Source organism: Leptogranulimonas caecicola (assembly GCF_023168405.1).
In the GTDB taxonomy this organism is placed as follows: domain Bacteria; phylum Actinomycetota; class Coriobacteriia; order Coriobacteriales; family Atopobiaceae; genus Leptogranulimonas; species Leptogranulimonas caecicola.
Genome location: NZ_AP025285.1, coordinates 1,279,007 through 1,299,857 on the forward strand (window position 1 = coordinate 1,279,007; position 20,851 = coordinate 1,299,857).

Below are 20,851 nucleotides of genomic sequence, written 5' to 3' on the forward strand. Positions count from 1 at the left end.
CTCCCTACAAGGGTTGATGCCCCTTCTGAGCCCAGAGCAGATACTCGTGATTGCCCTTGGTGCCGGTGATGGGGCTCTCCTCTACCCCACAGATTCTAAAGCCACGCTCGACCAAGGCATGAGAGACCTTCTCGACAGCCTCGGCACGCGCTGCCTCATCGGTCACGATGCCGCCCTCGCCCACCAGCTCTTTGGCTACTTCGAACTGGGGCTTTACCAGCACCACAAGGGCGGAACGCTCGCAAAGCATCTCATCGATGGCCCCAAGCACACTGGTCACCGAGGTGAAAGAAACGTCGCATACTGCCAGGTCGATAGAGCCTTTGGGCTTTAAGGTGGGCACCTGCAAGATGTTGGTGCGCTCCAGCAAGCAGACGCGAGGATCGTTTCTCAGACGCCAGTCAAACTGGGCATAGCCCACATCTACCGCCAGCACCGAAGCCGCACCGCGGTCCAGCAGCACCTCGGTGAATCCTCCAGTAGAACAGCCCACGTCCATGCAAGCGAGGCCAGAAGGGTCGATGGAGAAGCTGTCTAGCGCCCCTTCAAGTTTGAGGGCGCCTCGGCCTACATGGGCCTTTTGGACCCGCACATGAAGCTCGCAGCCAACCTTTACCTGGGTGCCCGCAGAGCGATAGCGAAATCCAGGGCCAGACACATCCCCTGCCATCACCGCCCTCATGGCTTCTTGAGGGGTGGCAAAGAATCCCTGGGCCACCAACTCTTGATCCAAACGACGCCTAGACGAGGCCATCGCTAGAGGCCACCTGCAGATGGACTCCAAGCGCCATCGTCCTTATCGTCAAGGGCATCTTGGAGGGCTTCCTCGGCCACTGTCTCGCCTTCCTGATGCTGCGGCGAAGCCATGGTCTCGCCAGCGGAGAGAGCCTCTTGGCCCTCCTTGGCCAAGAGCTCAGAGGCTTCTTGGCCACCTTGAGCCTCTTGGGCTTCTACCAGGTCTTTTGCTGACAGGTCTGCCAGGCGCTCCTTCTCGGCAGGGGAAAAATTGGTGCGATCTACCAGCTCCACTGCCTTTGAGCCAAGGTTAATGGCTTCGTCAAAGAGATCCAACGAACGCTCTAGCGATGTGTCTTTGGCTTTGACATCTTTGACGATCTCATCTAGGCGAGCCGTGACCGATTCGAAATCGTTATAGGCGTGATCTTGGTGTGCCATAGAAACCTTCTACGCCTCCGAGATGTCTGAGTCTGCAGCCTCAGCCGAGGCATCGTCTGCCAGAGCAGCATCTGCAGCCTCGGGTCCTGCCCAAGCATCCTCAGCCTCAGAAGCCTCTGAGGCCACTTCCTCTTGGCCTTTGCGCAAAATGTCTATGCCCTGGGCGCGGTCGCGGACGATGCGGCCCAGAATGCCGTTTACAAAGCTATAGGACTCGTCGCCACCAAAGTCATGGGCCATTTTGACAGCCTCATTGATGACCACCGAATCCTCTACGCTCTCCTCAAAGAGCAGCTCATAGAGGGCGAGACGCAAGATATTGCGATCCACTGAGTGCATACGAGAGAGCGCCCAGCGCTCGGAGTAGGCAGCAAGCACTGGATCGATTTGTGCCAAGTGGTCCTCGCAAAGGCATGCAAGCTCTTGGGCGTAGTCGCTTGCAGGGCCATTGGTCACCAGGTATTCGTCTTCTAGCACACGACGCACGGGACGCTTGACGCCCTCTGCCTGAAACAGCAGCTGGAGCGCCTGGTTGCGCGAGAGGGCGCGGGTGCCCTGAGGAGGTTGGTAAGCCACGAATTACTCCTTGGGGAAGATCAGGTCATCGATGCGAATGTTGACGGCGTTCACACCTACGCCCACCTGGGTCTCGATGGCTTCGCATACCGCCTCGCGGATGTCTTCTGCCACCTCAGGGAAGGTGAAGCCAAAGAAAACCGCCACCGGCAGGGTGATGTCGAGCTTGCCGTCCATTACCTCGCAGGTCACCGTGTCATCGGTGACGGTGGGGCGAGCAGTAAACATAGTGATGAGACTGGTGGCAACGTTGTGCCCGTTCACATAGGCCACGCCGTCTACCTTCTCTGCAGCCACGGTCACGATGGAGGCAAGCACGTTATTAGAGATGGAGAAACCGTCGATCTGGATATCATCCGCCATGGATGCCCCTTTCTATAGAAGCTGGCGCGGGGCCAGCCACACAAGCCTAAGGATGCTTGTTGCGCTAGTAGGCTCAAGTATACGTCTCAAGCCTCTCTTAGAAATGATGCCCTTAGGAATCCCACGGCACACCGCGATCGGCAGCATTTGGTCAAAAAAGAGAAAAGAGGCACCCTCTGCAAGGAGAGCGCCTCTCACTCACGCAATCAACCAGAGCAGGCGGCCTTAGACGCGGGACACAAACTTGCCGTCGCGGGTATCCACCTTGATCTTCTCTCCCACGTTGAGGTACATGGGCACCTGGATCTGAGCGCCGGTCTCGATGACGGCGGGCTTGGTGCCGCCCTGGACGGTGTCGCCCTTGAAGCCAGGGTCTGTCTCAGTGATCTCGCACTCGATGAACATGGGAGGAGTCACACCCAGAAGCTCATCGTCTGCGTAGAGGAGCTGGCAGATGTCGTTTTCCAGCAGCCACTTGGCGTTGTCGCCAATGTAGTCTGCAGAAAGAGGCAGCTGCTCATAGGTCTCAGTGTCCATGAAGTAGTAGTCCTGGCCATCATTGTAGAGATACTGATACTCCTTGGTGACCAGCTGGACGTTCTCAAACTTGCTGCCTGCGTTGCAGGTCTGGTCGATGACGCGGCCGTTTTTGAGGTCCTTGATCTTATAGCGGACAAAAGCGCCGCCCTTGCCAGGCTTCACATGCTGAAACTCGACGATGGTATAGATCTTGTCCTTGATCTTGAGGCCCATGCCGTTTTTGAAATCTGCGGTGCTAATGGTTGCCACGTGGTACGCTCCTTCGAATGCTCACGGACGCATCTTTGCCAAAAAGCCGATGCGCCAAAAAATTGCGCGAACAGTATACCCCGTTGGTGTGCATGGTCCATGAAGCGGTGGCCCACTGGTACGCAGCCCGTAATAATGAGCCGCTTCATGCATGGGACGCCACCGACCCCTCGCCTCTTTGGTGCAGACCGTTCGAGCCTCCTACCACATCAGATCTATAGATAGGCCAGACTCGATATCAGTGTCTGCTGAGAAGTACGATCTATGCGTCAGCCAAGCGTTATGCCCCTGTTTTACTCATTTTATTTATTATATACAATATATAATTGTATTTAACGACAAAGCCGCTGGCTACAGCCGCAAGCATAAGTGCCCAAAACACAATCCGGTTTAGGCTATACATCTATTCTCATAAATTTATATGAATAGATCTGAGATGGGAGTCTTCGGCACCTTTAAGCGCGAGAACCTCGGGAAAAGAGGATCTTAAACCAACTCCCAATGCGCCTGCCTACCGAGCGAAAGTTCCCCATATTTTGATGAAGCTTTTCTCGGCCCAGATGGGAAGCCAGGCAGCGCACAAGGTTTTGTCCATCGGAGACCACGAATTCAAGGGGATCAGTTTGATCGGTGGCAATGCGAATAGATCGCACATAATGCGTGCCTACAATATCCACTGTGATCGAAGTGATGTTGTGCCAGGGGATCTGAATGTAGCCCACCTGGTTGTCGGCCACAAATTCCACGCCCGCATCTCCGCAGACCAGATGGCCCGGTTTGGGAAAGAGCATGCCCGCAAAGGTGTTGGCGCGCACCACCAAATCCACCTCGTGGTTGAGGTCCTGTGAGCGGCGTTCCTGAGTGACGACGTCGTCTGTGGCCAGCGAGCTCACGTCTTGTTTGCGACCAAACATCTTTGTCACTTCCTTTGGAGTTCAAAAAGAAGGTGGGACCTTCCTTGTCGAGAAGATCCCACCTTACACTACCCGCGCTTGCGGGAGGCGATCTTAGAAGATACCTACCAGAGCACCCAGAATACCCACGGCGAAGAGGCCGAAGATGATGGCGATGGGGTTAACCTTCTTCTTGAGCAGCCACATGCACAGGAAGGTGAGAGCCAGAGGCAGAAGGCCAGGCAGCAGCTGGTCGAGCACCGACTGCAGTGTGGTGGTACTCATGAGACGCCAGGTGCCGGGGTCGGCAGCAGTGGCGGCATCGACGTTTTGCACAACCGCATAGCCGCTGGAGGCGATGGACTGGAAGCTGTTGAGGCCGTTGGCCAGGACGTCCTGGGTCACAGGGGCGCCGTTGGCGATGCCGTTCAGAGCATTCACCAGCTCGTCAGCCGCGGGGAAGGAGTTGGCGGTAGAGCCCATGTCGGCCGTGGAGAAGACCACAGAGGACATGTCGATCGAGGTCCAGCGAGGGATGAGTACGCCCATGATGAACATACCCAAGACAGAAGCGCCGGTGGTCACGCGCTGGAGCAAGCCGCCGCCCAGGTCCTCGGAGATGGAGGCACCGGCCTTATAGCCAAACTCCTGGGTGTACCAGAGGAAGGCAAGGCGGATGACGTTCCACAGCACGAAGAAGAGGATGGGGCCCAAGATGTTGCCGGTGAGGGCCAGAGAGGCCGCGAAGGCGCCGAGGACAGGGCGCAGGGTGCCCCAGAAGATGGGGTCGCCAACGCCGGCCAGGGGGCCCATCATGCCGATCTTGACGCCTTGGATGGCAGCATCGTCTACGGGAGCGCCGTTGGCACGGGACTCCTCGAGAGAAAGCTCGACGCCAAAGACGGGAGCGGCCACATAGGGGTGGGTGTTGAAGAACTCCAGATGGCGCTTCAAGAAGGCGGCCTGGTCTTCCTTGTTGGGATAGAGCTTCTCCACAACGCCGTTCATGCCGTAGCACCAACCGACGTTCTGCATACGCTCGTAGTTCCAGTTGGCCTGAAGGTACTGGCTCCTCAGGCATACGCGACGGCGATCAGCGACGGAAAGCGTGATCTTGTTATCAGCCATTGGTCTAATCTCCCTTCGGGTTACTCGTAGTCGTTCAGGATGTCGTCCAGAGCGTCGCCGCCGGCAGAGGCAGTGGCAGCAGCAGCGCCATTACCGCCTCCGTTGAACTCAGGCGACAGATCCAGATAGACGAGGGCCAGGCAGACGCCGATGATACCCATGGCGATGAGGCCCAGCTCGGAAAGGGAGGCCAGCGCGAAGCCCAGGAAGAAGAAGGGCCACACTTTGGCGTTGGCCATCATGTTCATGACCATCGCATAGCCTACGACTACGATGAAGCCGCCAGCGGTGGAAAGACCGGTGGTGATCCAGGCGGGAATGGCCTCGAGGGCAGCCTGGACGGCCTCGGTGGGCACAGCCCAGATGAGGGCGGCGGGGATGGCGATACGAAGGCCCTGAAGCATCAGGCCGGCGATGTTCATGGCATCGACGCCCTTGACGTTGCCAGACTCAGCCTGACGGTCGGCAGCGTGGGCGATACCGGTGGTGATGGTACGCACGAAAATGGTAAGCACGGTACCGGCTACTGCCAGAGGAATGGCGATAGCCACGGCCTGCTCCACGTCCATGCCCTGGTGGCAGACGAGGATGCCGGCGCCAATAGAGGCGAGAGCAGCGTCAGGGGCGACAGCTGCGCCGATGTTCATCCAACCCAAAGCGATGAGCTGCAAAGAACCGGCGAGCATGATGCCCTCTACAGGGTGGCCAGTGGCCAGGCCAATGAGGGTGCAGGCGACGATGGGCTGGTGGAACTCCCATTGGTCAAGTACAGATTCCATGCCGGCAAGAAATGCGACGACAAGGACCAAAATGAGCGAAAGAACGTCCATTGCTCCTCCTTACGGGCAACTATGAGGACGGTTAGGGCATCATGTGGTTCTTCTCGATGAGGCCAAAGAGATCCTGGCCGCTATCGGAAGGAACCTTCTTGGTGTCGAAGGTGGTGCCGTTGTCGCGCATGGCGATAAAGGCTTGCACGTCTTCCTCAGACACAGCAATGGCCTGAGAGATCATGGTCTTGCCCACAGAGTGCGCGATGGAGCCCACATTGATGTGCTCGATGGGCACACCGGCCTCCTCCACCGCCAAGGCATCCTCGGGGTTCTCAAAGAGCACCAGGGCCTTGACCTCGCCAAAGCGAGGATCGTGGTAGCACTTCACAAACTGGGCGATAGTGGTGACGTTGGCCTTGACCCCTGGAGGCGCAGCCTGAGTGATCAGGTTCTTGCGCAGCTTGTCATGAGCCACTGCGTCGGAGACCACGATGATGCGATTGCAGCCAACGGTACGGGCCCAGTTGGTGGCCACCTGACCGTGGAGCAAACGGGAGTCGATGCGCACGTGCACCAGCTTCATCTGGCCATCGCCAAGCACGGTCCCCTCGGGGATCGCAGAAGCTGCACCAGAAGCAGCGGCAGCAGAAGCGCCCTTGGGCTTAGGCTGTAGCTCCTCAGGCTTTACGCGCACGCCGCGGCGGCCCTCCACAAAGACCTTGGTAGCGATCTCATGAGCGGTACCCAAAGAGAAGCGGCCAGTGTAGGCCTCGATGAGCATGGGCAAGTTGAGACCCGTCACAATGGCCCACTTGTCATGACCCTCCGAGAAGGCGCTGCACTGATTAAAGGGGGTGCCACCCCAAAGGTCCACGAGGAAGAGCACTTCTTCCTGGGCCTCCTTGTCGAAGCTGGCGACAGCGTCTGCCAACTTCTGCCTGAAGTCATCGGGTCCTTCGCTGGGCATCAACGTCACTGCGCACACGTTCTCCTGGTCCCCAAAGACCATGGAGCCGGATTGCTTGATGCCGGTGGCGAACTCGCCATGGCTTGCCAGGACAATACCTACCATGTCATAGCCTCCTAAATGACTGCTAGGAACGGACATGTGCAAAACGCGTTTTCATATTAATGCACGGATTGTGAATGCCGCAACACAATCCCAGCTGAACGGTATGAAATGCCACTCTCGGATTAATCGTTGCAATTATCTGCGGGTTATATATAATATCTGACACTATGTCTCTTAGTTTTATATGACCTTTATCTGGTAGTCATTCATTCTTTGAATTAGCGGTTTTGTCTTGCTTTTCTTAGGCCAACGCATGCCTACTGAAATTTCGATCGGTAAGCTCTTCTACGTTTACCGAATTTTTTAGGGTCTTTCAAAACAAACTTTTTCTTAAAGCTTCCTCCTTTTTCCTCTTTAGAGGACCTGCCGAGAAAAACCTCCCCCGCAAAACAGTGGGAGAGGTTCTTGAAAGTGCGAGCTATAAAGTCTGTTGCGAAACCTTTAGACCAATAAAAAAGTGCTTTACCGACCCACAGATACCAGCTCGTGGTCGAGCCGCGTGAACGGCTCGTAGCCCTTCTCGGTCACGATGCCGGTGTCTTCGATGCGCACGCCAAACTCGCCGGGCAGATAGATGCCGGGCTCAATGGTGACCACAGATCCTTCAGGCACGGGCTTTTCCCAGGAGAGGGCAAAGCTGGGGCTCTCGTGGATCTCGATACCCACGCCGTGGCCCAAGCCGTGGCCAAAGTAATCGCCATAGCCTGCGTCGCCAATAACTTTCTGGGCAATGCGGTGGATGTCTGCACCAACGACATCCGGGGCCACTGCCGCGGCAGCCTCTTCATGGGCGCGCTTGACCACTTCGTAGACCTCCCGCTGTTTGGGGGTAGGCTCCCCCACCACTACGGTGCGGGTCATGTCGGCATGATAGTCGTGGTAGAGCGCGCCATAGTCCATGGTGATGAAGTCGCCTTCTTTGACAGCGTACTCGCTGGGCTGGGCGTGGGGATTGGCGCCGTCGGGACCTGCGGCGATAATGGAGGCAAAGGAGACGGCATCGGCGCCTTGGGCCAGCATGTAGTTCTCCAGCTCGCCGCGGATTTGCTGCTCGGTCATACCGGGCTTGATGTAGGCGCAGATGTGCTCGAAGGCATCGTCGGTGATCTCTTGGGCGCGGCGCAAAAGCGAAAGCTCCTCGGCGTCCTTCACCATGCGCAGGGCCTGCAAGTCGCCATGAAGCACGGGCGTCAAGCACTGGGTGGACGCCTGCTCGACCTCATGGGCGAAGTCCTGGGCAAAACCCAGGCTCACCGTGTCTTCCAAAGCCACCACATGACAGCGCTGGGCAACGGTGAGTTTGGCCGCCCAGGCAGGGGCGCCCACACGTTCCATATCGATCTGCCAGAAGGTATCAAGTCCCAGGCGTTCCTGGAAGGTGTTGTAATAGCGGGAGTCGGTATGAAGCCACGCGCCCTCACCGGTAATGAACGCGGTATGGGCTACCTCGTCGTCAAAGGTGCGCTCTGCACCGGTGAGCCATCGAAGATCGGCGTTGTTGCGAAGGATCACGGCGTCGTAGCCGCGCTCTGCCATCAGGCTGCGCAGACGCGCCAGGCGGCCTTCGGTAGATGAAGCCATGGGGAGTCCTTTCTCTCACGGTCCGTTAAAGTCCGTCCCCTAGCTTAGCCATTTAGCCAGCTGCTTGGGCGTACAAGCTATCCCTCGCTTTGATTTTGTGACAGAAGCGCGCTTCTGGCCTGGCACCAGGCCTCCAGGTGCTCATCGAGCACCTCATCAGGGATGGATGCCAAACGTACGCGGCCAATGTCGTGAGGCACCGCGATCATGGGCTTACCTGAAAGCCTTACGCTCTCCTGCAGGATGGCTTCCTTGAGCGTGCCGGGATCTACCTGGCAGGCCAGCTCACCTATGCCCAGCCGGTCCAGCAGGGCATCTTGTGCAAACACGAAGTCTACCGATGTGCCCACCGCACCCACCCCAAGGCGAGAGGCGAAGCGCAATCCTTCGCCGCGAAGCGCTGACAGAGGGGCATGAGGCACCAGGCCAGCCAGAGCGCGAGCAAAGACCTCGCCGTAGGAAAGCGACTGGCGCACCGCCACAGAGGAGGAGGCATTCACTCGGCCAAAGCCGCGGGCTGCCTCAAGAGCTTGGGTTTGCGTGGTCTCGATATCTGCTGCAGCGATTGCCTCCGAGCGAATGACCAGGTCGTTAAAGGCATCTTTGGACTCACAGACCGCAGCCACCACCATTAGCACCCGGCCATGAAGCGTGGACTCCACAGAAGAAGTGAGCTGGCAGATCTCCGGATCGCTATAGCACATGGCCATGCGAGTGCGGAAATTCACTGCAGCAGAGTCGGCGCCTGCGGCCAAAGGCTTAGGCCGAGAAGGACAGCAAATGAGTGCGTCGAGCCCTAAGGGAACAGCAGCCAGCGACATGCCGCCGCACCAGGTGCTGGAGACAAAGACATCCTCGGAGACAGAGGCCAGCCCTCCGATGGCTACGCAAATGTCGCCAGGATTGATATGCTCTTGCGCCAACGCCTCGTAGGTGGGGGCCAGGCCCTCCACCAAACCTGCGTCCCGAGCGTCGTTTTGAGGCAGGCGCACCACACGGAAGCCTGCGTCTATGACGATGCGCGACAGCTCTTCCACCAGCTCCGGGTGAGCCGAGGCTTCTACCATGAAGACAGCCCGACGAGCGCGACCCGTACAGATCTTGAGGTCACGGCCAAAGCGGTCCAACACAGAGGGCCCTAGGCGCAGATCGCAGGAGATGCCGTTGGAAGCCACCGACTGGCGGTGGATGCGAGGAGGCTCTGGCGCAGGCACGTCTGCCGCGTGGGCTAAGACCTCAGGACTCAGCCCTGAAGTCGCCTCACTGGGAGCCGCCAAAGGGCTGGAAGCCGCGCCGGCTGCGCCCTTCTCGGCAGCCAAAGGCTCAGAGGTTGCGGAGGCGGCAGGGATGGCGTCGGCAGTGGATGCAGCAGGTTCGAGGTGGCTCATAGCAGCCCTTCTTCCCAGAGCAGCGCACCGCAGTCGCAGGCTACCTGCTCGAAGGTTTTTCCAGTAATTGAAACGGTATAGTCGGCCACAGACATGTAGAGGGGCCGCCGCTCCTCATAGAGCCGGGCAGCATGGGCGCGATCGCCCAGGTCGGGCCTGCGATGGGTGGAGCGTATTTGAGCCAGTGAGTCCTCGAAGGTGCCGTCCAGAAAGACCACATGGCCAAGCTCGCGCAAGAGCTCGCGGTTCTCCCGGGTGGCCACCGTGCCTCCTCCGCAGGCCACCAAAAGCGACTTCTCCTGCTTGAGGCCAAGGAGGGCCTTGTGCTCCTCGGCCCTGAAGGCCTGCTCGCCGTACTCGATCCACACGCCGGGCAGCGTGCCATGGAGCCTGCGCTCCACCACGCGATCCAAATCTACCGTGCGACGGCGAAACATGCACCCCAAATTGCGCACCACGGTGGACTTGCCCGAGCCAGAGAATCCCACAAACAGCAGATGGTCGCAGTCTTCATGAATAACCAGCCCATCTCCCAGCGCGCGCGCCGGTGTGCCCATAGGTCCTCCTCTCGCTCGTCTCAGGTGCTTCCTACCGATACTAACACCCCGCGCCCCACACCTTCTCAGCTCATCGAAGTCCTGCCTCCGTGACCCACCACCACACAAGGCCGCAGCCTGCACAGATCCAAGGGCCTGCAGCAAAGTGGGTTTTCTTGCCGATAAGAGCCACCATTCCCCCTGCACCACAGCCCAAAAGCCCACCCAGAAAGCCTACCAGCGGGCCAGCTGCAGCCGTAAGGCACGCAAGAAGCTTGATGTCGCCCAGGCCCATGAGGGAGATGTTGCGGTGCCGACAGGCCAGCTCCAGCGCTGAGGCTGCCCCCAAAAAGACCAGCGCAGAGCCTGTGCAGACTGCAGGATGCGGCAACACGCCCCAAAGTGCAGGCCCCAAAGGAGCACTGGCAACAGCCAGGACAAGAGGGTCTCCCCACAGGCGCGCCCCCTGAAAGCCCAAGGCCAGAACCCCCGAAGCCACAAGCAGGCCGTTGGGCAGGCGGCGCCAGCGAAGATCGTTGAGAGAAGCGGCAACAAGCAACGCCGCCCAGATCCCCCACATGTGAGTCGGCCCTTAGTGGGCGTCCTGGAGGGGACAGACGGGCTTCTCGGCCAAGTGGGCAGCAGAAGCCTCGGGAGTCGACGGGGCTGCCTGATGATAAGAGGTGTCTTTTAAGGCCAGTTTTTCCATCTGACGGAAGATGCGAGTGTACCAGAGCTCCTTGGTGCTTTGGGGATCCACCAGTATGGAAGGGATCCCAGCCAGACGGGCAGCCATGAGATCGGTAAATACTTGGTCGCCAATGAGTACCGTTTGGCTTCTGGGCACACCCATCCTTTTGCAGGCATGCCAAAGGGCGAAAGGCGCTGGCTTCATGGCGTGATCCACTCGGGAGATGCCCAGCTCCTGAGCAGAAGCCTCCACCTGGGCGCTATGGAAGTTGTTGGACACAAAGCACACAGCGATGGAAGCGGCCTTCACCCGATCGATCCAGGCAGCCACCGATGCCGGGGCACTTGAGGCATCTCCGGGCACACAGGTATTGTCGCGATCCACCAACACCAGGCGAATATTGTGATCTACCAGCGCTGATACGGGGATGTCCGAGATGGCGTGAACGCGCATCCATGGGGTTGCTAAAGGCATGGGCTCTAAGCTCCTTGATCGGCTTTGGCCTTGTCGATGGCCGCCAAATGCTCCTCATAAGTCTGCGAGAAGGTGTGGTTGGAGTAGGAGCCGTTCTCGATGATGAGGAAGTAGTAATAGTTGGTGGACGCCGGGGCCAACGCCGCCTGGATGCACTCGATGGAAGGGGTGCAGATGGGCGTAGGCGGAAGCCCCTTGTTGAGATAGCTGTTGTAGGGCGACTCTTTGAGCAGGTCGTCTGCGGTAACCTCGCCCCCGGTGACATAGCCCATGGTGGCATCGGACTGCAATGCCATGCCGTCGCGCAGACGGTTGTAGAGCACCGAGGCCACCAGCGGCCTGTCGCTCTCCGAGACCGCCTCGCGCTCGATAATGGACGCCACCTTAAGGATGTCATAGTCAGTCATCGTGACATTGTAGGTCTGCTGGATGGCCTCCTCGCCGGCAGCGAAATCCACCTTGGACACCGCCTGCTGATAGCGATCCAGCATGGCTTTTATGACGCTTTTGGCATCTACCGTGAATCCGGAGAAGTCATAGGTGGAAGCCCAAAGGAATCCTTCCAACGAGTCATCTTGAGCTGCGGCCAAGAAGGGGTAGGACCCCACCCAAAGGGATGCCTTGGCCTGGTCCATGAAATCTTGGGCGGGAATACCCAAGGCAGACTCCACTGCAGCAGCGGTTTTTGCCACCGTGAGGCCCTCGGGAATGGTCACGCGATTGGCCGAGGTATTGGGTCCCTTCGTGAGCTGGTCCACGATGGCTTCCACCGGCGTTCCAGCAGCGAAGACATAGGTGCCCGGCTTCAAGGACTGATCTGCCTTGGCAGCCGCCACCGCCTTGGTGAAAGTAGCGGTATCGCTTACCAACCGTGCGTCCACAAAGGCCTGGGCAATCACATCTGTGCCGGCGCCTTCGGGGATCTGCACCTCGATTTGGCCTTCAGTCGCAAGGCCCGGACCCTGTGGCTCCGGAGCGCTTTGGCAGCCGCGCACCGCAACCATAATGAGTGCGCCAAGCGCCACCGCGACGACGAGGCCGACGATCAAAATACCCGCACCCGCGAGATTTCTGCGTCCAGCAGAAGCGCTGTTGACACCTGACACACGGCCACGAGGCTGCCCTACCCTACCAGCGCCCGAAAGCGCGCCGTGCACCTGGGTCCTCTGCATGGTGCGCTCCGACACCCGCCGAGTGGTTGTCCCTGAAGCCACGCGAGGTTCAGGCTGGTGCCCCTTTGCCTGCCGAGAAGAGCTCGCCCTGGGTTGATTGGAGCCCAAGGAGTGGGCAGGCTGTCGTGGCGTTGAAGATCTTTGAGGCTGGCGGCCGCCGCAAGTAGTCCCTGAATCCTCAGGGCCTGTCTGTGATCGCCAGTGATTTGCCATGCCGTCTTACCCTTTGTTCGTCTTGGCGTCGAGGTGGGATTGTAAGAAAAGCGATGCAGCCACCATATCGACCTTGCCGCGCATGGACTTCTCTGAGAGCCCCTGCTCTCTCAAGATACGCTTGGCTTCCCGAGAGGACAGGCGTTCGTCGGCAAACTCCAGGGGAAGTCCGCAGGCCTGTGCGATGGCGCGGGCCTCCCCCTCAATGCGCGCCGCCTGCGGCCCCTCCTCACCAGACAAAGTGAGGGGGTGGCCGCAGACCAGCACGTCGGGTTCATGGTCTTCCAAAATCCGCCTAAAACTGCGAGCCTGAGCGCGGACTTCCTGAGCAGGAAGCACGCATACCGGCGAGGCAACGGTGCCGGTGACATCGCTTGCTGCGATGCCCACCCGCTTCTCGCCAATATCTAAGGCCAGGTAGCGCACGTTATTGTTCCTGAGTCAGGCGCTCGCGCACCGCATCGAGGGCCTGGACGATGACCGCAGGGCCAGGCAGGCCGCCCTGAGCCATGGCAGGCTTGCCGCCGCCGCGGCCGCCAAAGGCGCTGGTTACCGCCTTTACCAGGGCACCGGCATCAAAGCCGGCGGCCACAGCCTCTTTGGTGCCGGCAGCCAAAAGCGAGGTCTTGCCCTCGTCAGACTGGGAGACCAAGAAGCAGGCGATAGGACCTTTGGCCTGCTCGCGCAGAGTGTCCCACACACCGCGCAGATCGTGGGCGTCGCGGCCGTCCATACGGGCCACCACAGCCTTGTAACCATCGCACTGGAGAGCGGCAGCCAGTGCGTCCACTGCAGCATTGGCGCCCGCGCCAGACAGGGCACGCTTGAGCTTTGCCTTGAGATCGCGCTCGCGAGCCAGCATATCGTCCACGGCGCCCGCCACAGAAGCCGGGCGGCTCTTGAGGGCAGCAGCCGCGGCATCCAGCGCATCCAGGCGGCTGTTCACGAAGGAAAGGGCGCCCAGAGAGGTGACTGCCTCAATACGACGTGCGGCGCTGCCAATGGAGCTCTCGGAAGTGATCTTGAAGATGCCCAGCTCGGAGGTATTAGAGGCATGAAGACCGCCACAAAGCTCTGCAGAGAAGGGCTGCGGGCCCTCACCTGCACGCACGACGCGCACTTCCTCGCCGTACTTCTCGCCAAAGAGGGCCACCGCGCCCGAAGCCTTGGCGTCCTCCAAGCTCATGAGCTGGGTGGTCACCGGCAACGCCAGGAAGATCTGCTGGTTGACCAGGTCTTCTACCTGGGCGATTTGGGCCTGAGAAAGAGCCTCGAAGTGAGTAAAGTCAAAGCGCAGGCGATCGGGGGCTACCAGCGAGCCTGCCTGATGCACGTGGTCGCCCAGCACCTTCTTAAGAGCAGCGTCCAACAGGTGGGTGGCAGTGTGGTTGCGACGGATAAGCTCGCGGCGGCGATCGTCCACCTCGGCGGTGACGATGTCGCCCACACGCACGAAGCCGCCCTTGATGGCGCCTTCGTGGGCAATGAGGCCGTCATGGGAGACGGTGTTCTCTACCTCCATGCGAAACTCGATGCCAGAGAGCTCGCCGGTATCGCCGACCTCGCCGCCCATCTCGGCATAGAAGGGGGTGCGATCAAGCACGACCTCCACCTTGTCGCCGGTCTCGGCACGCAAGACGCTCTCGCCGTCGCGCACAATGGACAACACGGTGCAGCCGCGAAGCTCGCTCTCCTCATAGCCGCAAAACTCGGTGGCATCCACCGAGTCAGAGAGCGCCGTCCATACGTCAACCTGGCTCCAGGCATCAGAATCGGTGGCGCCGGCGGCGCGAGCACGGGTGCGCTGGGCCTCCATGTCGGCGTCAAAAGCAGCCTGATCGATGTCGTGGCCGGCATTGAGGGCGATCTCGCGGGTGAGGTCTACCGGGAATCCGTAGGTGTCGTGAAGGGTGAAAGCCACATGGCCCGAGAGAGTCTCTCCCTCGCCCAGTTTGTCCAGCTCCTGCTCCAGATAGAGGCGACCGGTCTCGATGACCGAGGAGAAACGGGCTTCCTCTGCGCGCACGGTGCCCTGGATCAAGGCGGAGTTGTCCACCAACTCAGGATAGACATCGCCCATAAGGCGTGTGACCTCGGCCACATAGTCACAGAGGAACGCCTCCTCGATGCCCAGCAGGCGGCCGTGGAACACGGCGCGGCGCAGCAGGCGGCGCAACACATAGCCGCGACCCTCGTTGGAAGGCAGGATGCCGTCGCCAATCATGAAGCTCACGGCGCGGCTGTGATCTGCAATGATGCGCAGCGAGACATCTGCGGCAGGGTCTTCGCCGTACTTCTTGCCAGAAAGCCTCTCTCCTACCTCGATGAGGGAGTGCATAAGATCGCCGTCATAATTGGAAGACTTATGCTGCATGATAGCCGCCATGCGCTCTAGGCCCATGCCGGTGTCCACGTTTTGGTGAGGCAGGTCTACCAGCGTACCGTCCTCTTGGCGGTCGAACTGGGTGAACACCAAATTCCAAAACTCCAGGAAGCGGTCGCAGTCGCAGCCAGGGGCGCAGGTGGGGCTGCCGCAGCCCACCTCTTCGCCCTGGTCGAAGTAGATCTCCGAGCATGGGCCGCAGGGGCCGGTGGGTCCGGCGGCCCAGAAGTTGTCCTCCTCGCCCAAGCGTGAGATGTGGTCTTTAGCCACGCCCAGCGACTCCCAGATCTCAGCGCAATCGTCGTCGTCCTCAAAGACAGTGAAGTAGAGACGATCCTGGGGCAGGTGAAGATGGTTGACAATATAGTCAAACGCCCATTCGCAGGCCTGGCGCTTGGAATAGCCGCCAAAGGCAAAGTTGCCCAGCATCTCGAAGAAGGAGAGATGGCGACCGTCCAGGCCAATGGCGTCGATGTCGTTGGTGCGCAGGCACTTTTGGCAAGAAGTGGCGCCGATGCCCTCCTTCAAGGTCTTGGTGCCCAGATAGTATTGCTTGAACTGGTTCATGCCGGCGTTGGCCAAAAGCAGCGACGGGTCATCGGGCACCAGCGAAGAAGACGGGAACTTCTTGCAGCCGTGCTCTTCAAAAAAGTCCAAGAACGACGAGCGAATCTCGGCAGTGGTCATAGTGGGAAAGTCAGAGGTAGACAAGAGATCCTCCTCATAGGGCTGCCAGGGACGCTCCCCAAAGCAGCATTGCTGGGCACAGATTCATTCATTCTAATTCAGAGCCGCCTTCTTGGCAGCGCTCGCGCCTCTATTGCTACGGCATCGCCATTCTCTTAGAGCTCGCCTTTATCTTTGGAGCTGGGATGCACGGGTTTCTCGGCAGGTGAGCCCTGAGAGTCCCGAGCCTCTTCCTGAGGATCCCGGGGCTCATCAGAGGCCTCTTCTTGCCGAGAAGATCTCGCTTTGGGGGCTTGGGAGCCAGAGGTGGATTCAGAGTGAGCCTTGGGATGCTCTACAAAAAGCCGTAGCTCCTCGGCCCGCTCGCGCACGATCTCGCCCACCGAGGGCTTAGCGGGCTCGCCGCCGGGCGCAGCAGAGACGTCACCCTCGTTTTCGTCGGGAATGAGGCGGCTTGTGACAAAGAAACTGTCATCGTCGAGGGCGTCGCAGCTGGGAGCGATGGAGCCATCGGCGTGATGAAAGGGCGTCCCTTGGAAGATGGCTCCGTGGTAAGAGACGATCTGGCGTCCGGTACGGGTCTCGAAGTAGTAGATGAACACACCTTTGATGGCTGCAGACACCGGGATGGAGATGGCCATGCCCACCGCACCGCCAAGGGAGGAACCCAACACGATGGCCAAAAGGCTCATGGCTGGATGCACTTGGACAGCAGAGCGCATGACTACAGGGCTCACCACGTTGTCGGTGATGTTTTCTGCCACCATAGCCACAATGAGCGTCCAGAACGCGCAAAGGGGACTCACAAACAGCGCGGTGACCGTGGCGATGGCAGCGGCGATCCAGGGGCCAATGACCGGCACAAAGTGCAGAAGGCCGGTGAGGGTGCCCATGAGGGGCGCGTAGGGCTGACCTACCACGATGTAGCCCAAGAACGCGAGGCTGCCTCCTACCAGGGAGGTGATCACGATGCCACGCATGTAGCCGCCCATAGAACGGCTCGCCACCGCCAAGAGCAGCATGAGGTCATCTTCATGCTTGGGGCCTGCCACGATGGCGAACTCGCGCACGATGCGGGGGTAATCGCGGGCCAGCCAGTAGGCCAGCACCAGTCCCAGGAAGAACATGAAGAAGGTGTTCACCAGGTTCATGAGGTTGGGAATGAGGCCGGAAGAGATTTGGGAGGCCATGTCGTTGGCAAAGCGGGTGCCCATGGTGGAAAAGCCGTCCACCAGCGCAGAGATGTTGGTTTGAAACTCTGCAGTCTCAGTGGTGCCGTAACGCTCAAAGAGGCTGCGCAGCCAGTCCTGAAGCTCCCGGAAGTAGCCAGGAATGCGCTGGAGCAGAGTATTGAGCTGCTCTAGGGTAAGGGGCCCCAGTATCGCCAGCACGCCTATGGCCACACCCAGCACGATGAGCAGGGCCAAGATCGCGCCTAGCGCGCGGCCCACTCCTTTGGTTTCCAGCCAGTTGACGATGGGGCTGCAGATGAAGCCAACGATGATGCCTACGGCCAAAAACTCGATGGCCGGGGCGATGTAGCCCAACGCCCACACCACGCACACGAAGATGACGATAAAGCCGATGGCCGTCCACACACGAATCATGCGAAGACGGTCCTCGGCCGAGATATCCTGGATTGAATGATGAGCAAGGGGACGCGCCATAACTAGCCCATCAGACCTTCGGGATCAATATGATCTTGTACTTTTTTGAGAGTGCGGCGCAGGAAGCGGGAGACCTGCACCTGGCTTACCCCTAGACGGTTGGCTATCTCTACCTGGGTCAACCCGTCTTTGAAGCGCATGGTGAGCACCTCTTGCTCGCGGGGCGAGAAGGAGGAGATGGCCTCTTGGATGACCATGCGGTCGTCGCTGGCCACCAGGTCCTTGTCCTCTGTGGCGTAGCGGTCGAGCACCGAGGGGGCATCCTCGTTCTCAGAGCTCCCAGATTCCAGAGGCACCGAGCTGTAGGCGCTGGAAGACTCCATGGCCTCCAAGACCTCGTCTACAGAGACGTCTAAGTATTTGGCGATCTCATCCACCGAGGGAGAGCGTTGCAGGTCGCAGGTAAGCTCGTCTGTAGCCTGATTGACCTTGGCAGAAAGCTCTTGCAGGCGACGGGGCACGCGCACAGACCAGCCCTTGTCGCGGAAGTGTCGCTTGATCTCGCCCATGATGGTGGGCGTGGCATAGGTGGTGAACTCCAGGCCGCGCTCAGGCTCGAAGCGGTCAATGGCCTTGATGAGGCCGATGGTGCCCACCTGGATAAGGTCGTCCAGAGACTCGCCGCGGTTCTTGAACTTGGAAGCCAAAAAACGCACCAGGTTGAGGTGGCTCACGATAAGCTGCTCGCGAGCATCCTCGTCCCCTTCTTCTTTGTATCGGCAGAAAAGCTCCCGGGTGCGCTCCTTGTCCCAGGCAAGCTTGCCCCTGCCTGCACCGGCAGAGACGCGCCTGGCATAGGCGCCGTGGGTGCGGGAGACTTGAGGCTTGCTCTCGGTCACGCAGAAACTCCCCTCGTCTTGACCACGGTGAGGGTGGATGCCTCATCGTCGATGGAGAACTCGTCGGTGACAGCGCCCAAGATGAGCTGGGCATAGCCAAAGGAACCGTCTTCGTAGGCGTCTTCCACGTTGGCCTGCGCGCCCAGCGTGAAGACCATCTCAATGCGATCTTCATTGATGTCGAAGCGAATGCCTACCGACTCTTGCTCAGTGGCGGAGGCGTAGACGAAGCCCTCCTCTGCCGCCATGCGCACATCCTCGACGTCGTCGATAGACAAGCCGCAGACTACTGCGAGATTTGCCGCCAGCATGCGCACGGAGCGTGCGAACTCTGGCGCAGCAGGCGTTTTTAGCTCAACTGTCTTAGATTCCATGATTACTTCTCCTCAGAGGCCGTGTCGCTGGTCGCGCTCTCAGTGGGATAGGTAAAGTAGCCCGCGTCTTGGGAGACCGTCTCAACAGAAGGCTCGATGTCTCCCTGCAGTTGCGCGGCCTTCTCGGCAGCGGAAGCCTCCAGGGCCTCTGTTCCTGCCTTGCCCTTCTTGCCCAGCTTGCCCACGGCTTTGGAAGCGGCGGCGGCGGCCTTGTCTACCACGCCGGTCACCGCAGTGGTGGCATCGCTGGCAGCACCGGTGAGGGTGCCCACATCATTAAGGATATTATTAACCTGCAGCAGGTCCAGGGAAAGGGCGTCTACCGTGGTCTCCACCTTGCCCATAAGCGGCTTAACCTCCTGAATGGCGGGGTTAAGGTCTTCCACTGCCTGATCGACCTTTTTAATGGTGACATTGACGTCTTGCACCGTCTTGTCTACCTGGCCCATAAGGTCGCCCACCTGGCCGCGCAGCTTGCGCACCGCAAGTGCGACCTCGACGCCCACCCACACGAAGGCAGCCATCAAAACGATAAGAACGATAAGCACTGCGAGGTCCATAGGGGTCCTTTCTTGCTGCGTGCACGGCCATTTGCCAAGCTTATAAGCCAGTGTATGCGCTTGAGGGGGCGAGGCCCCCGTTTTTTCGTACCTATATCCTACCCATCCTCGCGCTCGGCGCGATCCCTGGCCGAAGCCTCCACACGCCAGGCCTCCCAACCGCGGGGCGAAGGGGCGTAGAAGCTGCCAGGCTCAAGGCCGTCGGGCAGGTATTGCTGAGAAACCCAACCTCCAGGATAGTTATGGGGGTAGCGGTAGGGGCCGTATTCGTCCGAACCCGGGCGATGGCGATCCCTGAGATAAGGGGGCACTTCTCGGCGAGGGCCATGGCGCACTTCATGCAAGGCTGCGTCGATGCCCGCTTCACAGGCGTTGGACTTGGGGGCCAGCGCCAGGTAGGTGGCCGCCTGGGCCAGGTTGATGCGGCATTCGGGATAGCCAATGACCTCGGCGGCTTTAAAGGCAGCCTCGGCTACCAAAAGAGCCTGGGGGTCTGCGTTGCCAACGTCTTCCGAGGCGCAGATGAGGATGCGGCGAGCGATGAAGCGGGGGTCTTCGCCAACGTCAATCATGCGGGCAAGCCAATAGAGCGCGGCGTCGGGATCGCTGCCGCGCATGGACTTGATGAAGGCGCTGATGACGTCGTAGTGCATGTCGCCGCCCTTGTCGTAGGGCAGCCCTCGGCGGGGGTTAGCCTCCTCCACCGCATGGACAGAGATCTCGATAGGGCCCTTATCCGGCGCCTGTTGGGGCAGCCGGCCGTCGGGCGTGGCCATCTGGGCGGCCAACTCTAAGGTGGTAAGGGCCGATCGCGCATCTCCCCCCGCCAACGTCACCACAGCTTCCAGAGCGTCATCCGACAGCTCGAAGGCGCCGTTGAGCCCTTGGGGAGCCTTCAGGGCCCGCTTCACGATAGCGGCGACAGCCTCGTTATCCAGCGCCGTGAGCTCCACCACGCGGCTGCGGGACAAAAGCGCCGAGTTCACCTCAAAATAGGGGTTCTCGGTAGTGGCGCCTACCAACACCACGATGCGATCTTCCACCGCATGAAGCAGGGCGTCTTGCTGCGAGCGATTGAACCTGTGGATCTCGTCCACAAAAAGGATGGTGCGCTGGCCGTCTATGAGCAGGCGCTGCTCTGCGGCGCCGATGGCCTCCCGCAGGTCTTTCACCGTACCGGTGACCGCCGACACCTCCACAAACTGTGCTTGAGTGGTAGCTGCGATAATGCGAGCCAGAGTGGTTTTGCCCGTGCCCGCAGGGCCATAAAGGATGAGGGAAGACAGGGTATCGTGATCAATGGCGCGCCTGAGCCACGAGCCCTCGCCCACTGCCTGGGCTTGGCCCATGAACTCCTCCAGCGACTGGGGGCGCATCCTGGCCGCCAAAGGGGCGTTCTGATCTTTTTTAAGCCGCTCTTGAGCGGAAAATAACGTATCCATGGATAAGCATTGTAAGCCTAATACCAATAGGTGAGAATCAAGCTTTACGCATCTACTTCACGCGTCCCGGGAGG

At 59.7% G+C, this 20,851-nt stretch carries 22 protein-coding genes; all 22 read right to left on the reverse strand.

The window, feature by feature from the left end:
* Positions 1–4 precede the first annotated feature (4 nt).
* The 22 genes from OR601_RS05655 to OR601_RS05760 all read right to left on the reverse strand — a co-directional run bounded on the left by OR601_RS05655 (position 5) and on the right by OR601_RS05760 (position 20,777).
* Positions 5–754 carry a TlyA family RNA methyltransferase gene (locus tag OR601_RS05655; protein ID WP_136013119.1) on the reverse strand — a complete coding sequence of 250 codons (750 nt, stop codon included), beginning with the start codon at positions 752–754 and terminating at the stop codon, positions 5–7.
* Between the two features lie 2 nt (positions 755–756).
* Positions 757–1,176: an exodeoxyribonuclease VII small subunit gene (locus OR601_RS08645; RefSeq protein ID WP_323373068.1), complete on the reverse strand. Its 420-nt coding sequence runs from the start codon at positions 1,174–1,176 to the stop codon at positions 757–759.
* A gap of 9 nt (positions 1,177–1,185) precedes the next feature.
* Positions 1,186–1,752 (reverse strand): transcription antitermination factor NusB, encoded by a 567-nt coding sequence (gene nusB / locus OR601_RS05665; RefSeq protein ID WP_265591303.1) that lies wholly within the window; start codon positions 1,750–1,752, stop codon positions 1,186–1,188.
* A 3-nt stretch (positions 1,753–1,755) separates the two neighbouring features.
* Positions 1,756–2,115, reverse strand: a complete 360-nt coding sequence (locus OR601_RS05670; protein WP_265591304.1) for an Asp23/Gls24 family envelope stress response protein — start codon at positions 2,113–2,115, stop codon at positions 1,756–1,758.
* 225 nt (positions 2,116–2,340) lie between these two features.
* The gene (efp, locus tag OR601_RS05675; RefSeq protein ID WP_136013115.1) at positions 2,341–2,904 is read right to left on the reverse strand and encodes an elongation factor P; all 564 of its coding nucleotides are present in this window, start codon (positions 2,902–2,904) and stop codon (positions 2,341–2,343) included.
* Positions 2,905–3,359: 455 nt separating this feature from the next.
* On the reverse strand, positions 3,360–3,818 hold the full coding sequence (locus OR601_RS05680; RefSeq protein WP_265591305.1) for a DUF956 family protein: 459 nt from the start codon (positions 3,816–3,818) through the stop codon (positions 3,360–3,362).
* 93 nt (positions 3,819–3,911) lie between these two features.
* Positions 3,912–4,925: a PTS system mannose/fructose/sorbose family transporter subunit IID gene (locus OR601_RS05685; protein WP_136013113.1), complete on the reverse strand. Its 1,014-nt coding sequence runs from the start codon at positions 4,923–4,925 to the stop codon at positions 3,912–3,914.
* A 20-nt stretch (positions 4,926–4,945) separates the two neighbouring features.
* Positions 4,946–5,755, reverse strand: a complete 810-nt coding sequence (locus tag OR601_RS05690; RefSeq protein WP_265591306.1) for a PTS mannose/fructose/sorbose transporter subunit IIC — start codon at positions 5,753–5,755, stop codon at positions 4,946–4,948.
* Between the two features lie 31 nt (positions 5,756–5,786).
* On the reverse strand, positions 5,787–6,770 hold the full coding sequence (locus OR601_RS05695) for a PTS sugar transporter subunit IIB (protein ID WP_136013111.1): 984 nt from the start codon (positions 6,768–6,770) through the stop codon (positions 5,787–5,789).
* A gap of 462 nt (positions 6,771–7,232) precedes the next feature.
* Positions 7,233–8,351 (reverse strand): M24 family metallopeptidase, encoded by a 1,119-nt coding sequence (locus OR601_RS05700; protein ID WP_136013110.1) that lies wholly within the window; start codon positions 8,349–8,351, stop codon positions 7,233–7,235.
* Positions 8,352–8,428: 77 nt separating this feature from the next.
* On the reverse strand, positions 8,429–9,739 hold the full coding sequence (locus tag OR601_RS05705) for a dehydroquinate synthase/iron-containing alcohol dehydrogenase family protein (RefSeq protein WP_265591307.1): 1,311 nt from the start codon (positions 9,737–9,739) through the stop codon (positions 8,429–8,431).
* Complete coding sequence (locus OR601_RS05710) at positions 9,736–10,296, reverse strand: shikimate kinase (protein ID WP_265591308.1); 561 nt, start codon at positions 10,294–10,296, stop codon at positions 9,736–9,738. The genes OR601_RS05705 and OR601_RS05710 overlap by 4 nt, the downstream gene beginning before the upstream one ends.
* A gap of 70 nt (positions 10,297–10,366) precedes the next feature.
* A complete protein-coding gene (locus OR601_RS05715) occupies positions 10,367–10,855 on the reverse strand; it encodes a prepilin peptidase (protein WP_265591309.1) in 489 nt (162 codons plus the stop codon).
* 12 nt (positions 10,856–10,867) lie between these two features.
* Entirely contained in the window at positions 10,868–11,440 is a 573-nt protein-coding gene (locus OR601_RS05720) for a YqeG family HAD IIIA-type phosphatase (protein ID WP_136013106.1), read from the reverse strand.
* A 5-nt stretch (positions 11,441–11,445) separates the two neighbouring features.
* On the reverse strand, positions 11,446–12,612 hold the full coding sequence (mltG, locus tag OR601_RS05725) for an endolytic transglycosylase MltG (protein ID WP_167604357.1): 1,167 nt from the start codon (positions 12,610–12,612) through the stop codon (positions 11,446–11,448).
* A 219-nt stretch (positions 12,613–12,831) separates the two neighbouring features.
* Positions 12,832–13,251, reverse strand: a complete 420-nt coding sequence (gene ruvX / locus OR601_RS05730; RefSeq protein WP_265591310.1) for a Holliday junction resolvase RuvX — start codon at positions 13,249–13,251, stop codon at positions 12,832–12,834.
* Between the two features lies 1 nt (position 13,252).
* The gene (alaS, locus tag OR601_RS05735) at positions 13,253–15,895 is read right to left on the reverse strand and encodes an alanine--tRNA ligase (RefSeq protein ID WP_265592385.1); all 2,643 of its coding nucleotides are present in this window, start codon (positions 15,893–15,895) and stop codon (positions 13,253–13,255) included.
* 155 nt (positions 15,896–16,050) lie between these two features.
* Positions 16,051–17,562 carry an AI-2E family transporter gene (locus tag OR601_RS05740; RefSeq protein WP_136013103.1) on the reverse strand — a complete coding sequence of 504 codons (1,512 nt, stop codon included), beginning with the start codon at positions 17,560–17,562 and terminating at the stop codon, positions 16,051–16,053.
* 2 nt (positions 17,563–17,564) lie between these two features.
* Positions 17,565–18,401 carry a SigB/SigF/SigG family RNA polymerase sigma factor gene (locus OR601_RS05745; protein WP_136013102.1) on the reverse strand — a complete coding sequence of 279 codons (837 nt, stop codon included), beginning with the start codon at positions 18,399–18,401 and terminating at the stop codon, positions 17,565–17,567.
* The gene (locus OR601_RS05750) at positions 18,398–18,775 is read right to left on the reverse strand and encodes an ATP-binding protein (RefSeq protein WP_136013101.1); all 378 of its coding nucleotides are present in this window, start codon (positions 18,773–18,775) and stop codon (positions 18,398–18,400) included. Before OR601_RS05750 ends, OR601_RS05745 begins: the two co-directional genes overlap by 4 nt.
* 2 nt (positions 18,776–18,777) lie before the next feature.
* Entirely contained in the window at positions 18,778–19,335 is a 558-nt protein-coding gene (locus OR601_RS05755) for a hypothetical protein (RefSeq protein ID WP_136013100.1), read from the reverse strand.
* A 98-nt stretch (positions 19,336–19,433) separates the two neighbouring features.
* Positions 19,434–20,777 carry a replication-associated recombination protein A gene (locus tag OR601_RS05760; protein WP_265591311.1) on the reverse strand — a complete coding sequence of 448 codons (1,344 nt, stop codon included), beginning with the start codon at positions 20,775–20,777 and terminating at the stop codon, positions 19,434–19,436.
* Positions 20,778–20,851 lie beyond the last annotated feature (74 nt).

Bases quoted from the DNA above. Each gene is read 5' to 3' on its own strand.
- alaS (WP_265592385.1), bottom strand. From the start codon at position 15,895: ATGACCACTGCCGAGATTCGCTCGTCGTTCTTGGACTTTTTTGAAGAG.
- OR601_RS05700 (WP_136013110.1), bottom strand. From the start codon at position 8,351: ATGGCTTCATCTACCGAAGGCCGCCTGGCGCGTCTGCGCAGCCTGATG.
- OR601_RS05680 (WP_265591305.1), bottom strand. From the start codon at position 3,818: ATGTTTGGTCGCAAACAAGACGTGAGCTCGCTGGCCACAGACGACGTC.
- mltG (WP_167604357.1), bottom strand. From the start codon at position 12,612: ATGCAGAGGACCCAGGTGCACGGCGCGCTTTCGGGCGCTGGTAGGGTA.
- OR601_RS05715 (WP_265591309.1), bottom strand. From the start codon at position 10,855: ATGTGGGGGATCTGGGCGGCGTTGCTTGTTGCCGCTTCTCTCAACGAT.
- OR601_RS05750 (WP_136013101.1), bottom strand. From the start codon at position 18,775: ATGGAATCTAAGACAGTTGAGCTAAAAACGCCTGCTGCGCCAGAGTTC.
- OR601_RS08645 (WP_323373068.1), bottom strand. From the start codon at position 1,176: ATGGCACACCAAGATCACGCCTATAACGATTTCGAATCGGTCACGGCT.
- OR601_RS05695 (WP_136013111.1), bottom strand. From the start codon at position 6,770: ATGGTAGGTATTGTCCTGGCAAGCCATGGCGAGTTCGCCACCGGCATC.
- OR601_RS05755 (WP_136013100.1), bottom strand. From the start codon at position 19,335: ATGGACCTCGCAGTGCTTATCGTTCTTATCGTTTTGATGGCTGCCTTC.
- OR601_RS05740 (WP_136013103.1), bottom strand. From the start codon at position 17,562: ATGGCGCGTCCCCTTGCTCATCATTCAATCCAGGATATCTCGGCCGAG.
- OR601_RS05705 (WP_265591307.1), bottom strand. From the start codon at position 9,739: ATGAGCCACCTCGAACCTGCTGCATCCACTGCCGACGCCATCCCTGCC.
- OR601_RS05685 (WP_136013113.1), bottom strand. From the start codon at position 4,925: ATGGCTGATAACAAGATCACGCTTTCCGTCGCTGATCGCCGTCGCGTA.
- OR601_RS05760 (WP_265591311.1), bottom strand. From the start codon at position 20,777: ATGGATACGTTATTTTCCGCTCAAGAGCGGCTTAAAAAAGATCAGAAC.
- OR601_RS05670 (WP_265591304.1), bottom strand. From the start codon at position 2,115: ATGGCGGATGATATCCAGATCGACGGTTTCTCCATCTCTAATAACGTG.
- OR601_RS05710 (WP_265591308.1), bottom strand. From the start codon at position 10,296: ATGGGCACACCGGCGCGCGCGCTGGGAGATGGGCTGGTTATTCATGAA.
- OR601_RS05655 (WP_136013119.1), bottom strand. From the start codon at position 754: ATGGCCTCGTCTAGGCGTCGTTTGGATCAAGAGTTGGTGGCCCAGGGA.
- OR601_RS05690 (WP_265591306.1), bottom strand. From the start codon at position 5,755: ATGGACGTTCTTTCGCTCATTTTGGTCCTTGTCGTCGCATTTCTTGCC.
- OR601_RS05720 (WP_136013106.1), bottom strand. From the start codon at position 11,440: ATGCCTTTAGCAACCCCATGGATGCGCGTTCACGCCATCTCGGACATC.